A 13943-nucleotide genomic window follows, 5' to 3' on the forward strand; every position below is an offset into this window, starting at 1 on the left:
TGTCAATTGAGTATACAGGGCTGCAAGCAGGCAAAAGATCGGTCAGCAGCGAATGGAATGCTGTCTGTCCAGACTAACTATATGATTATTGAGGAGAATGGAAAATGGATGTAATTGTAACCCCTACCCCAATTTTAAAAGGAGAGATTGGAGCATTATCCTCCAAAAACTATACGACACGCTATCTGCTTGTTGCTGCGCTGGCAGAAGGCACAAGTACGATTCATTTCCCGGCACACAGTGAAGACAGTGATGCAATGCGCCGCTGTATCCGGGATCTGGGTGCTGTGCTGGAAGAAGATGAAGAGAAGATCGTTATCACCGGTTTTGGCAGCAACCCAAAGGATATCAAAGAGCTGAATGTAGGTAACGCCGGAGCGGTACTGCGCTTTCTGATGGCGATTGCAGCGCTCTGTCCGGAAGTTACTTTTGTGAATACATACCCGGATTCGCTCGGCAAACGGCCGCATGATGATCTGATTGAATCGCTCGGTCAGCTGGGTGTACAGGTAGAGCATCAGAATGGACGCCTGCCGATCACTATTCGCGGCGGACAGCCAAAAGGCGGTAAGATCACAGTATCCGGCAGTGTCAGCTCCCAGTATCTGAGCGCCTTGCTGTTCCTGACACCACTGCTGGAGGAAGACAGCGAGATTACGGTGCTGCATGATCTGAAATCCAAAGTGGTCGTTGGACAGACACTGGAAGTGCTGTCCCAGGCAGGCATCGTGATCGAAGCGAGCGAAGACCTGATGCATTATCGCGTACCCGGTCGTCAGCAGTACAAAGCCCAGGAATACACTGTACAGGGAGACTATCCCGGTTCGGCAGCCGTGCTGGCCGCTGCAGCTGTCACCCAATCCGATGTGACCATTCATCGTCTGCCGGTAGAGAGCAAGCAGGGAGAGAAAGCGGTCGTGGATGTACTGCAGATGATGCAGGTGCCGCTGACTCACGAGAATGATATTGTGCATGTGCAGGGCAATGGCAAGCTGAAAGCTGTTGAATTTGACGGGGATGCCGCTACCGATGCCGTCCTGGCGATGGTAGCTGCTGCCGTATTTGCCGAAGGTACATCCCGCTTTTATAATGTGGAAAACCTGCGGTACAAGGAATGTGACCGGATTACCGATTATCTGAACGAGCTGCGCAAAGCCGGAGCCAATGTGGAAGAACGCCAGGCCGAGATTATCGTTCATGGCCGTCCAGAAGGTGTGGAAGGCGGCGTGACCATTGATGCGCATTATGATCATCGTGTAATCATGGCGCTGTCCATCGTCGGACTGCGTGCCAAGGCACCGATCCGTATTCAGGATGCCCATCATGTGGCCAAATCCTATCCGCAGTACTTTGATCATATCCAGGCGCTTGGTGCCAAGGTAGAATGGGTATAGAGTCTAATAGTTCATTGTGACAAAGGAGGCGGACAGGATGGCTTTTGAGAATCCTTCCAGGGAAGAAATTAAGAAAATACTTGAAGATGTAGGTACAATCGCGGTGGTAGGGCTGTCGGACAAGCCCGATCGTACTTCCTATATGGTAGCCGGAGCGATGCAAAGCCGCGGTTACCGCATTATCCCGGTCAACCCGATGGCTGCCGGTCAGCAGATTCTCGGCGAGACCTGCTACGCCAGTCTGCGGGATATTCCGGAGCCGGTCGATATGGTCAATGTGTTCCGGCGCAGTGAATTCTGCGCAGACGTAGCGCGTGAAGCGGCAGAAGTTCATGCCCGTACGCTCTGGCTGCAGCTGGGTGTATTCAGTGATGAAGCGGCAGAGATTGCCCGTCAGCACGAGATGAAGATCATCATGGACCGCTGTATCAAAGTCGAAGAAGCCATTTTGCGCCCGGTGAGAAACTAGGGCAAGGCGCCCGTCTGAGTGGCAGAAGAGAACTGGGCCTTTCCAGGCATCTCCTGTTCAGAGTTTTTTTAACTTCAAACCCAGGATCTGTCCCGGCTGTTTCTTTTTTGACTTGGCAGGATGCCGAGACAGATATATCTTCATGCGTCGTATAATTATGAAGTGCACCCTTTAAAATGAACATTAGAACCCGCTTCAGGCCATCTAATGCGCATTTTGGGGTGCATTTTGCATGACAGGCATTCAAAAAAATGGATGCCGCCTCTCCATCAGTAGTCCATCATACATACAGGCGATTTGCAGGCTGCAGACCCGCTTGAAAAATAGGACCAATCGGCCGATCATCTCCTCTTTTCAGAGCATAAATTGGTGGATACAAAATAGGGTGCATAAAAAGTGGAAACTGCTTTGACAAATGCAAATCAACAGCGTACCATCAGGTATAGGAAGGGGGAAGGCGCGTTGAACTGGCTAGGTTCCCTGCAGCAGTTCGGAAGGGCAATTATGCTGCCAACGATGGTACTTCCGGCTGCGGCCATACTGCTCAGTGTTGGCGGATTACCCTGGGATGCATGGGGCGCACCTGTGATCTCGGAAGTCGCAACTGTAGCAGGACAGAGTATCTTTCATTATTTACCTTTCATCTTTGCGATAGGTGTGGCGCTGGGACTTGCCAATCAGGAAGGACCTGCCGGTCTGGCTGCATTTGCCGGCATGGCGTTATACGACTATGTTATCAGACATTTCAGCAGTGAATTAATTCAGCCTTCCACATTAATCGGCATTATTATGGGTGTGATTGCCGGAGCGGCCTACAGGCGGTTCAAAAATGTGCGGCTTCCTGAAGCGATCCAGTTTTTTGGCGGATCGCGTTTTGTTCTTTTATTTATGGGATTATTCTCATCTCTGTTCGCCTGTCTGATGCTGTGGATGGCTCCGCTGCTTCAGGATGTATTAAACGGGCTAACCTGGGTGTTATCTACGATGGGTGGTCTGGGGCTGTTTTTGTATGGGGCATTGTACCGCGTACTGTCGGCATTTGGACTGCATCATCTGCTTAATAATATCGTCTGGTTTCAGATTGGCTCGTATGAAGCGCATGGCGATATCGTGCAGGGCGACCTGCCGCGCTTTTTCAGCGGTGATCCGACGGCAGGCATCTATATGGCGGGATTGTATCCGGTAATGATGTTTGCGCTGCCTGCTGCGGCGCTGGCGATTATCCATGAAGCGAGAGAAGATCTCAAACCCAAAGTCCGTAAAACCTTTATGCGGGCGGCTCTTGTCTGCTTTTTGACAGGGGTGTCCGAACAGATTGAGTTTGCGTTTCTGTTCGCTTCACCGGGACTGTTTATGATTCATATCTTCCTGTCCGGGCTGGCGATGTGGATTACGTATGCACTCGATATCCATCATGGATTTTCCTATTCTGCCGGCGTAATTGATTACGTACTGAACTATCATCTGTCCACCAATGCCTGGCTGCTCATACCGATTGGTATCGCGTATGCGCTGGTCTATTATGCCATTTTTCGGTTCGCCATACGAAGGTTCCGGATTCCGACGCCCGGACGTGAGGAAGCTTCTACACTGGGCGATTGGGTCGGCAATATTCCTTATCAGGCACCGCTTATTTTACAGGCGCTTGGCGGCAAGGATAATATCGTACAGGTCGAGGCCTGTATTACCCGCCTGCGCCTCACGGTGGTGAATGACCGTCTGCTCGATAACCGTGCACTCAAGGAACTCGGATCGGCCGGTCTGATCAAGCTCGGCGGAGGCAATGTACAGATTGTGTTCGGTACCTATTCGGAGCTGATCCGGGAAGAAATACGCAAGCTGATGGAGCACGATCTGTCTCATGTGAAGTTCTGTGCGCCGGTACAGGGCAAAATGATTCCGCTGGCGGAAGTGCCGGATCAGATTTTTGCCGGCAAACTGGTGGGCGAAGGGGTAGCCTTCATACCGGAGAGCGGCGAGTTGGTCGCTCCGGTAGCAGGTACGATTATTCATATGTATCCGACCATGCACGCGCTTGGCATACGAACGGTAGAAGGGGTGGAAATTCTGCTTCATATCGGAATAGATACATCCCAGCAAAAGGGATGCTTCGAAGCTCATGTAGCTGCCGGAGATGTAATAGAACCCGGGCAGCTGTTAATCAAGTTTGATCTCGATACCTTGCAAAAAAACGCACCGTCTCTTGCGACGCCTATGGTAATTACCAACCCTGATCGCGTAAGATCCTGGAGCTATGCTCCATTTAAACAGGTGAAAAAAGGACAGGGAACAGTAATGTCGGTCGTATTGCATGACAAGAACGGTGGGGAGGAAAAAGCATGATTCAAGGAATTGCGGCTGCTGCAGGAGTAGCCATTGGAAAAGCATTTGTACTGCCTACCTGGGAATGGGATGTACCGGATCAGAAGCTGGATACCGTGGACCTGACCCAGGAGTTTGAACGTTTATATGAAGGAATACGTACATCCAAGCATGAGATCGAATCGATGAAAAATGAGTTTGAGGAAATTGCGGGTCCGGAAGAATCCAGCATTTTTGATGCCCATATCGCAATTCTGGAAGACCCCGAGTTTATGAATGAAATCCGGGGCCTGATCGAACGCCAGTACAAAGCGGCAGAAGTAGCGGTACAGGAAGCGACAGACCATTTTGTCACGATGTTCGATTTGCTGGATGATGAATATATGAAAGAACGTGCTGCCGATATCAAGGATGTGGGTAATCGTCTGCTCAAACATCTGCTTGGTGCACCGGAAGTTACGCTGCCGACCGATACACAGCCCTACATCCTGGTAGCCAAAGAACTGCCGCCGTCCCAGCTTGTGCATCTGAATCCGCAGCATGTGCTCGGAATCGTGACGATGATGGGCGGCAAAACATCACACTCGGCGATCATGGCGCGCGCGCTGGGCATTCCGCTCGTATCGGGCCTTGAGAATGAGCTGGAATCATTGATCCAGACCGGCGAAATGCTCGTCGTAGACGGGGACCATGGACGGGTGTATGTTGAGCCGGATACCGCGATTGTAGAGTCTTATCAGCGTCTGCGCAACGAACAGCAGCAGCGCAAGCGTCAGCTGGAGCTGCTCACTTCGGTTCATCCGGTGACGACAGATGGCATCAAAATGCGTCTGTCTGCCAATATCAGCTCGATCAAGGAGCTGGATATTGCTTTGAAAAATGGAGCCGAAGGAGTCGGTCTTTTCCGCACCGAATTCATGTATATGGACCGCAAATCGCTGCCCGAAGAGCAGGAACAGTTTGATATTTACCGGTTGGTTGCCGAGAAATGCAAAGGCGAGTCTGTCGTTATCCGTACACTCGATATCGGCGGCGACAAGGAGCTGGATTATTTTGAACTGCCGGAAGAAGAGAATCCGTTCCTCGGGTATCGGGCGATCCGGATCTGCCTGGATTATCAGGATATGTTCAAAACCCAGCTGCGTGCCATTTTGCGTGCAAGCGCCTATGGCAAAGTCAAAATCATGTATCCGATGATCTCCTCACTGGAAGAGCTGCGCCGGGCGAATGAAGTACTTGAGCAGGCCAAGCAGGAGCTGGATCAGCGCGGGATTGACTATGATTCGGATATTGAAGTCGGGATTATGATCGAAGTGCCAGCAGCTGTAGCCATCGCCGATCTGCTGGCGGATGAATGCGACTTTTTCAGTATCGGCAGCAACGATCTGGTACAATATGTACTCGCAGTAGACCGGATGAATGAGCATATTGCCCATATGTATAATCCGTATCATCCGGCGGTACTGCGGATGCTGCGCGCGACGGTAGAGGCCGCACGTGCCAGCGGCATTCCGGTAAGCATCTGTGGAGAAATGGCAGGAGACGAGCGCTCTCTGCCATTCTGGATGCATCTTGGGGTAAGGCAGCTGAGTATGTCCCCACAATCGCTGCTGCGGATCAAGCAGTCCATTTTGCATACTTCATCCACCGAATCTGCACGGGAAGCCGCGCGCTGGATGAAACTCAAGACTGCTGGCGAGATTGAGCAGAGGATGAGCAGTTATAATGCTGCACTGCATGAAGCGATAGCCGCGGATGAGCAATTGCTCTGCTCTCCCATCTCGTGAAAGAACCGATTTAACTCATAAATCATAAATAAAAATAACCGAGTAAGCCAAACAGCCGCTTCCCGATTCAGTGGGAGCGGCTGTTTACTTTGTGCATGATTACCTAAAAGAAATGTATCAGGTGTATTGGCAATGCTGTATATCCACAGATCATATATCCGCATCCTACAGGCCTAGCTTAGAGCAACCTATTTAGAGAAAGGAGTCTCAACATCCTGCAGGTGCAACTGCAGCGATGCCAAAAGCAATAAGAGTAATCCTGTTACTCACCCGCAAGTGCATCGCAGAATGCTTTGCCGTAAGGAGGCAGATCCGGCGGACGGCGTGCCGAGATAATATGTCCATCGACGACAACGGCTTCATCTTTCCAGATGGCGCCTGCATTTTCCATATCGTCACGAATACCGGGGGTGGAGGTGACCGTTACTCCCTCGAGAATCTTGGCCGAAATCAGTACCCAGCCTGCATGGCAGATCTGCCCGATCGGCTTGCGGGCTTCGTTCATCTCACGCACCAGTTCCAGTACTTTCGGATAGCGGCGAAGTTTATCGGGTGCCCAGCCTCCCGGAACGAGAATACCATCATAATCAGCGCTGTCCAGCTCGTCAAAGCTGTATTCCGCTTCAGCGGGTACGCCGTATTTGCCGATATATTTCTTGCCTTTTTCCGCACCGGCCAAATGTACTTCGGCACCTTCCTCGCGTACACGATATACAGGAACCCACAATTCCAGATCTTCAAATTCCTCATCAACCAGAGCGATTACCTTTTTGCCTGCTAATCTCATTATGAACTTCCTTTCTTTACCAATCTTTTTTGGAATAAAAATACAAGAATGATCCTGCCTGATAGCCTGTCGCTATGGGCTATATTGTAACAAAATAACAAAACTCAATCAAAATTAAAGTCTCAATCTTGTTTCACAGCACCAATGTTAAGGATAATTAGATATAATTGCATATAAATGTATACTTCATGAAATCAAAATGAGAACGTTCATGAAAGTGACTTTCAAGCGTAGAAGCCTAAAAAAGCGGTAACAATGACAAAAAAATAGATTTTTCAGCCGTTTTTTGGTAAGATACTTATGATAGTTAATCATGAAAACGTTCTTACATTCTGGATAGCAAAAAAGGGGATGTGTGGATAATGGCAAATGTAAATCAACTGACAACGATTGATCAATTACAGGAAGCGCTCGACCATACTGCACAAAGACCACTTCTTGTATTTAAACATAGTACCCGTTGTCCGATTAGTGCAGGCGCATATAGTGAATTTCAATCTTACCTCGGTGGCAGTCCAAGCGAAGAGGTGGATTACGGATTGATCTATGTCGTGGAGAATCGCGATGTTTCGAATGCAGCAGCCGAGAAGCTGGATCTCAAGCATGAATCCCCACAGGCAATTTTGATCAAAAACGGAGAGCAGGTATGGAACACATCGCATTCCCGTATTACTTCAAGCGCATTACGTAAAGCACTGTCCTAAGCATCATGTCCTATGATTGCATACCATAGTGTTTTATCGTATCATGAACGTAATTGAAAAATTAAGAAAAATGTTGAAAATGTAACGAAAATTTATTGGTAATGGAGAGAAGGCACGTGACAGTAACTATTTACGATGTAGCACGCGAAGCTGGCGTATCCATGGCTACCGTATCCCGGGTAGTGAACAATAACCCTAACGTTAAACCGCAGACCCGCAAAAAGGTCTATGAAGCGATTGAACGTCTGGGTTACCGCCCGAATGCCGTAGCACGTGGATTGGCAAGCAAGAAGACAACAACTGTAGGGGTTGTTATTCCGGATATTTCAAATTCAATCTTTGCAGAAATCGCTCGTGGTATCGAGGATATCGCAAACATGTACCACTATAATATCATCCTCTGTAATGCCGACAAGAAAAAGGAAAAAGAAATTCGCGTTGTGAATACACTGCTGGAGAAGCAGGTGGATGGCCTTCTGTTCATGGGCGGAACCGTAACAGAAGACCATTTGCAAGCGTTCCAGACAGCAGCAGTACCTATTGTATTGTGTGCTACACGAGATGAAGAAGGTATCATTCCTTCTGTTGATATCGATCATGAACAGGCTGCATTTGATGCAGTGAATACCCTGATCCGTCACGGACACCGCGATATCGCGATGATCAGCGGTACGCTGCAGGACCCGGCCAATGGATATGCCCGTTTCCAGGGATACAAAAAAGCACTGGAAGCAGCTAATATCGAATACAAGGAAGATTGGGTACGCATCGGTAACTACCGCTACGAATCCGGTGTGGAAGCGATGAAGTACTTTATCGGACTCAAAAAACGCCCAACCGCTATTTTTGCAGCAACCGATGAGATGGCTATTGGTGCTATTCACAGCATTCAGGATGAAGGACTCAAAGTACCGGATGATTTCTCCGTTATTTCCGTCGACAACATCCGTATGGCTTCCATGGTGCGTCCACAGCTGACAACGGTTGCGCAGCCAATGTACGATTTGGGTGCAGTAGCCATGCGTCTACTCACCAAGCTGATGAAAAAAGAAAACGTGGACAATCCCCGCGTTATCCTGCCGCATGAGACTATCCTGCGTCTGTCTGTGAACCAGCGTTAATTCCGGCTTATTCATTTCGTTCAAGATAAATAAAACCTCCTGTTCTTTAAGAGCAGGAGGTTTTTGCCTATAAAAGTAGTTGTTGCATTTTAGTAGGTATCACATTAATGAGGAAGCATAGCAGGAGAAGTAGGATTAGCAGAAGGAGTAGGGGAGCAGTAAATAAAGTTTAGTACATCCATAAAAAAGCGCATGATCCCGAAATCAGCTGATTTCCAGGTCATGCGCTTTTGAGTGTATTTTATTCTCGATAGGCGACTGCGGAAGTGGGCTTGGAAGACTGATTGCCATTCACAGCCACTACATAGAAGAATCCCCGGATCGCTGAGCCGGTATTGTATTGATACACCGGATCTTTGACATCGCCGATCAGACTGTAGGGACCACCGATTGAGTGGCTAAAGTAAACCTTGTAGCCGGTCGTTGTCTTGGATGGAGCACTCCAGGTCAGATTGGCAATGCCGGAGCCGCCTGACTTCACGCTAAGTGATGAAGGGCTATCCGGTGCTCCGGTGTCGCTCTGTTCCTCCTGTTCATCCCGATCTTCATCGTCAGAGCCACCACCCAGCTCACTGCCCTCCATCGGTTGATCGTCCGGAACGACTTCTTCCGGTGCAGGCACAGGGCTGTAACTTACAGCGCCGCTGGCTGACGATTCATGACCGCCGACATCCACGGCAGTTACATAGAAGGAGGAAGCTCCATCACCCGGTACGCTGGAGCTAAAGTAATTGCTGCCCAGCTGGATCGACTTCTGATACTGGTACGATCCGCCACCGGTTGAGCGGTAGAGACGATAGCCGACTACATCCGAAGAGCCGCTGGAGTTAAAGGTAATGCTGGCACTGCCGCCGCTGATGGAGATGCGGACATTGCTTGGTGCTGCTGGTGCACTGCCATCATCTCTGCGCGGGTCGACCGCTGTTGGTGCATCTGCACCTGCATCTTCCGGCAGATAATGACTCAGCGAATATCTGGCGCCTGATGAGCTGGACAGGGCACGCTGCAGATCTTTGATCAATTGTGAAATAGGCATTTCACGCTTGACGACAGTACGCTGGTTGACCATATCATCTGGTGTACTATCTTGAGGAATATAATTTACGCCATTGTAGGTAATATATTTGGCATAGGATACTCCATCATCAAAGTCTTTCGGTACAAACTTGGCATTGAATATATCCGTAACGAGCTTGCCGGACCGGCGGGTAGCACTGGTCGGCAGCTTGCCGCTGTAACCCGAGACTGTCTGGGTAACAATCCCATCCGGTTTGGTAAAGGAATCGGTCTTGAACAACTGTGGATCACTGTCCGTTACCCGGTTCATAATGGTTGCCCACAGTGTACGGGCACGCTTCTTGCCATCTTCGGATAGCGTATTTACCGGCTCACGATAACCGGCCCATACGCCAAGCGTCACATCCGGCGTAAAGCCCATGAACCATACATCCGCATAATTCTGGGTAGAGCCCGTTTTGCCGGCAATCGGAATCTTGCCGTATTTGTTAAACATCGTCTGCAGAGAACGTCCCGTACCATCGGAACCCGAGATAACGGTACGCAGCATATCGGTCATCAGATAAGCCGTCTGCTTGGAATAGACACGTTTTGGTTCTGGTTTGTGCTGGTAGACTACATTGCCATACGGGTCAACGATTTTGCTGATCATATAGGCATCATTGAATACTCCCTGGTTGGGAATCGAGCCATAGGCATTGGTCAGTTCTTCTACGGTGACTCCGTATTTCAGACCGCCGAGTACTCCGGTCTGTGCGGAATAATCATCCTGGGTAATCGTTGTAATACCAAGTTTCTTGGCAAATGTCCAGGCTTTGGCAATACCTACCTTCTGATTGAACACTTTGAGTGCAGGCAGGTTCAGCGACTCATTCAGCGCTGTACGTGCTGTCACCAGACCCTGGTAACGTCCATTGGCATTACCTGGGATATGGTACCCCTTGCTGCCATTTTCCATAATCAGCGGAGCATCATCCAGAATACTCGCCGGCTGAACGACTCCGGAATCAAGTGCCGGCAGATAGGCTGCGATCGGCTTCATCGTCGATCCTGGCTGACGAGTCATCTGGGTCGCATAGTTCATCTGTTCTTCCTGGAAACTGCGGCCTTCGATCATGCCGAGAATGGCGCCGGTCTTATGATTGATCATCATCGCGGCGGTCTGTTCCCGGCCTTTGCTGCTGCTGTCCGGTGAGAAGTTGCTGCTGTCTTCGGCAATTTCATGCATCGTGTTATAGATGGTTTTGTTGATAGTCGTGTACACCCGGTAACCGCCTGTGAGCAGCTTTTGTCGAGATTCTTCCAGGAGTTCGTTATATTCCTGGGAAGAGAGCGCTGCCTTGTCCAGATCCGGATTGTTCAGATTTAACAGAACCTGTGCGCCCTGCCGCTCGGTCTCCATCATGAGATAAGGATAAGTGGAGTAGGCTTTGGCCGTCGGCTTGGCGAGCGCACCCTTGATATCAAAAGCCAGTGCTTCGCGATACTCGCTATCTGTAATTTTTCCCAGATCCTTCATGCGCTTCAGCACGAGCTGCTGACGTTCCACTGCACGGTTGAAGCCTGTTTCGTTAAAGCTTCCTCCACTGTTAAAGGCAGAATATGCGCTTGGAAGCTGCGGCAGGCCCGCCATATAAGCGGCTTCGGCAATATTGACCTCACTCAGATCGTTAATGCCGAATATGCCTTTGGCGGCTGCTTTGATTCCAAAAATATTGTATCCGCTGGAGCCTTTACCAAAAGGCATTTTATTCAGATACGCCGTTAAAATCTCATCCTTGGTCAAGAAACGCTCGATCCGCATGGATAACAGCATTTCCTTGATTTTACGGTCATTGGTCTTATCCGCACTCAGAAATACCCGTCTCGCCAACTGCTGGGTGAGTGTACTCCCGCCAGTCTGAACCGATTCATTCAGTACTTTCTGCTTGACTGCGCGAAGGGTACCGTTCATATCCACACCCATATGTTCATAAAAACGGTTGTCTTCTATGGATACAATAGCATTGATAACGGATTGCGGAATCTGATCAAAAGTAACGAGTCTCCGGTCTTCTTCGGTCCTGAGCTGACCGATTGGAGAAGCATCACTAAAATAGGCAAAGCCGGTTACCGCATTTTCATCAATCGACTTTACAATTTCTGCACGTGAACGTACCGGTTCATCTTTTACAATGGAAGAGACGTAGCCCAGCAAAATACCGCCTGCAAACAGACAGAAGGTAAATCCTGCAATGAGTATCCACTTGACAGCGGTCCATGTCTTACGGCCCCGGAAGCGGGTACCGGCAGACGAAGCAGGTTTTTTTGTTGGACGATTGTCCTTCTTTTCAGCCATGATTCTTCCCCCTTTTACCAGCCACTATTATAGCATAAAACAAGTGAGTATAATCAGTTTCTTACGACCGATAAGCAGGGTATAGGCACAAAGTCTGAACCGACAGCGTTGACTTGCCTGTACGAGTGTGATATAAACGTAATATCCTGACAGCCCAAAGGTCTATTCGGTCAGGTTGGTGTCATTGCCATCGTAGAGCAGCTTCAGGGAAGCAGTGCTGGGCAGACATGCTGCAGATTACGAATCTGCACATTTACGCAAATTATATCCGACAATTGTATATAGCAAAGGCTGAGAAAGACACCCAGTAGAAGTGAAGATCATCCTGAATCAGAGAGCCGGTGGTTGGTGCGAACCGGAGAGGACTTCCTTTGAATTACAGGTCTGGAGCCGTCCGGTGAAAGATGCATACACGGCCCGAGAGGGCAGATGGAGCAGATGTAAGCCAGGACCGGAATGAAATATTCCGTTATGAATAATGAAGTGAGAATCCGGTCGGTTCCGTTCATGATCGGTGTGCTGTAACAGCAGCCGGTTTGTGAAGGCACATGATTCGATTCTAATTAGGGTGGTAACGCGAGGCCTGCTCGTCCCTTTATAGGGGTGGACAGGTCTTTTTTGCGTTTATACATACCGCGAGCCTGCCCATCCCATCAGGAACAGATACACCATATTCCAATGAATTCATTGAAGGAGCGATTATTATGACAAAGTGGGAAGAACTATCCACAGATCAGCAAAATGAAGTAGAACGCCAGCTAAGCGTCATCCGCCGCGGAGTGACCGAGATTGTACCGGAGGACGAGCTGCGCCGCAAAATTATCAAATCCATTACAACCGGCAAGCCATTGACCGTCAAACTCGGTCTGGACCCGTCTGCCCCGGATATCCACGTCGGCCATACGGTCGTCCTGCAGAAGCTGCGCCAGTTCCAGGAACTCGGTCATGTGGTCCAGCTGATTATCGGTGATTTTACTGGACGAATCGGCGATCCTACCGGTAAATCCGAGACACGCAAACAGCTTACCGAGGAGCAGGTCAAGCATAATGCCGAGACCTACCAGAAGCAGATTAACAAAATCCTCGATCCTGCCCAGACCAAAGTATACTTTAACTCCGAATGGCTGAGCCCGATGGACTTTGCCGAAGTGGTCAACCTGGCTGCCAAAGTAACTGTAGCACGCATGATGGAACGGGATGACTTTACGAAACGGTTCCAGAGCGGACAGCCGATCAGTATTCATGAATTCTTCTACCCGCTGATGCAGGGGATGGATTCGGTAGCGCTGGAGAGCGATATTGAACTGGGGGGTACGGATCAGAAGTTTAACCTGCTGATGGGACGTACACTGCAAAAAGAATACGGCAAAGAGCAGCAGGTAGCGATCATGCTGCCGCTGATCGAAGGTCTCGATGGTGTGCAGAAGATGAGCAAGAGTCTCGGCAATTATATCGGTATCGATGAACAGCCGAACGAAATCTACGGTAAAGCCATGAGTATTCCGGATGAACTGATGGTAAAATACTACGAGCTGACGACCGACATGTCCAATGAAGATCTGGACCAGCTGCGCAAAGGTCTGGAAGACGGCAGCGTACATCCACGCGATGCCAAGATGAATCTGGCGTACACTTATGTCCGCATGTACCATAACACCGAAGCCGCTGAAGCCGCGAAAAACCATTTCGTTACTGTATTCCAGCAGCGCGCACTGCCGGATGATATCCAGGAAGTGACGCTGGAGCCGGCTCTGCTTACCGATGGCAGCATCGGTCTGATCGATCTGATCAGCCATCTGGGCTTTGCTTCTTCGAAGAGCGAAGCGCGCCGGAGCGTACAGCAGGGAGCAGTCAAGATCAACGAGCAAAAAATCGATGATGTCAATGCTATGGTTACACCGGCAGATGGAGATATCATCCAGGTCGGCAAACGCAAATTTGCCAAACTGAAAACCATCTAATCGAAGTATTCTTTATTAGCGGATCTTGCTTTATAAATAGAAG

General features: G+C 49.5%; 9 protein-coding genes. 7 read left to right on the forward strand and 2 right to left on the reverse strand.

Going from position 1 to position 13943, the window contains the following annotated elements:
- The first annotated feature begins 104 nt into the window (after positions 1-104).
- From aroA to ptsP, 4 genes are all read left to right on the forward strand, one after another.
- Entirely contained in the window at positions 105-1394 is a 1290-nt protein-coding gene (gene aroA, locus WH45_RS12915; protein WP_046214829.1) for a 3-phosphoshikimate 1-carboxyvinyltransferase, read from the forward strand.
- A 37-nt stretch (positions 1395-1431) separates the two neighbouring features.
- Complete coding sequence (locus tag WH45_RS12920) at positions 1432-1863, forward strand: CoA-binding protein (protein ID WP_046214830.1); 432 nt, start codon at positions 1432-1434, stop codon at positions 1861-1863.
- Positions 1864-2325: 462 nt separating this feature from the next.
- On the forward strand, positions 2326-4206 hold the full coding sequence (locus WH45_RS12925; RefSeq protein ID WP_046214831.1) for a glucose PTS transporter subunit IIA: 1881 nt from the start codon (positions 2326-2328) through the stop codon (positions 4204-4206).
- Complete coding sequence (ptsP, locus tag WH45_RS12930; RefSeq protein ID WP_046214832.1) at positions 4203-5972, forward strand: phosphoenolpyruvate--protein phosphotransferase; 1770 nt, start codon at positions 4203-4205, stop codon at positions 5970-5972. The genes WH45_RS12925 and ptsP overlap by 4 nt, the downstream gene beginning before the upstream one ends.
- 262 nt (positions 5973-6234) lie before the next feature.
- Here the strand turns inward: ptsP and WH45_RS12935 are convergent, their stop codons facing one another.
- Positions 6235-6762, reverse strand: coding sequence for a type 1 glutamine amidotransferase domain-containing protein (locus WH45_RS12935; RefSeq protein ID WP_046214833.1), 528 nt, complete (start codon positions 6760-6762; stop codon positions 6235-6237).
- A 359-nt stretch (positions 6763-7121) separates the two neighbouring features.
- Here WH45_RS12935 and ytxJ point away from each other — a divergent pair, with 359 nt between their 5' ends.
- The gene (gene ytxJ, locus WH45_RS12940) at positions 7122-7463 is read left to right on the forward strand and encodes a bacillithiol system redox-active protein YtxJ (protein ID WP_046214834.1); all 342 of its coding nucleotides are present in this window, start codon (positions 7122-7124) and stop codon (positions 7461-7463) included.
- A 116-nt stretch (positions 7464-7579) separates the two neighbouring features.
- Positions 7580-8584 (forward strand): catabolite control protein A, encoded by a 1005-nt coding sequence (gene ccpA / locus WH45_RS12945; RefSeq protein WP_046214835.1) that lies wholly within the window; start codon positions 7580-7582, stop codon positions 8582-8584.
- A gap of 241 nt (positions 8585-8825) precedes the next feature.
- Here the strand turns inward: ccpA and WH45_RS12950 are convergent, their stop codons facing one another.
- Entirely contained in the window at positions 8826-11939 is a 3114-nt protein-coding gene (locus WH45_RS12950; protein ID WP_046214836.1) for a transglycosylase domain-containing protein, read from the reverse strand.
- Between the two features lie 704 nt (positions 11940-12643).
- Between WH45_RS12950 and tyrS the strand changes: the two genes are divergently transcribed.
- On the forward strand, positions 12644-13900 hold the full coding sequence (gene tyrS / locus WH45_RS12955) for a tyrosine--tRNA ligase (protein WP_046214837.1): 1257 nt from the start codon (positions 12644-12646) through the stop codon (positions 13898-13900).
- Positions 13901-13943 lie beyond the last annotated feature (43 nt).

The sequence above is a fragment of the Paenibacillus wulumuqiensis genome (genome assembly GCF_000971965.1).
Taxonomy (GTDB): Bacteria; Bacillota; Bacilli; order Paenibacillales; family Paenibacillaceae; genus Saccharibacillus; species Saccharibacillus wulumuqiensis.

Excerpts from the sequence above, each read along its gene's own strand:
- WH45_RS12920 (WP_046214830.1), top strand. The coding sequence starts at position 1,432 with ATGGCTTTTGAGAATCCTTCCAGGGAAGAAATTAAGAAAATACTTGAA.
- ytxJ (WP_046214834.1), top strand. The coding sequence starts at position 7,122 with ATGGCAAATGTAAATCAACTGACAACGATTGATCAATTACAGGAAGCG.
- aroA (WP_046214829.1), top strand. The coding sequence starts at position 105 with ATGGATGTAATTGTAACCCCTACCCCAATTTTAAAAGGAGAGATTGGA.
- WH45_RS12950 (WP_046214836.1), bottom strand. The coding sequence starts at position 11,939 with ATGGCTGAAAAGAAGGACAATCGTCCAACAAAAAAACCTGCTTCGTCT.
- ptsP (WP_046214832.1), top strand. The coding sequence starts at position 4,203 with ATGATTCAAGGAATTGCGGCTGCTGCAGGAGTAGCCATTGGAAAAGCA.
- tyrS (WP_046214837.1), top strand. The coding sequence starts at position 12,644 with ATGACAAAGTGGGAAGAACTATCCACAGATCAGCAAAATGAAGTAGAA.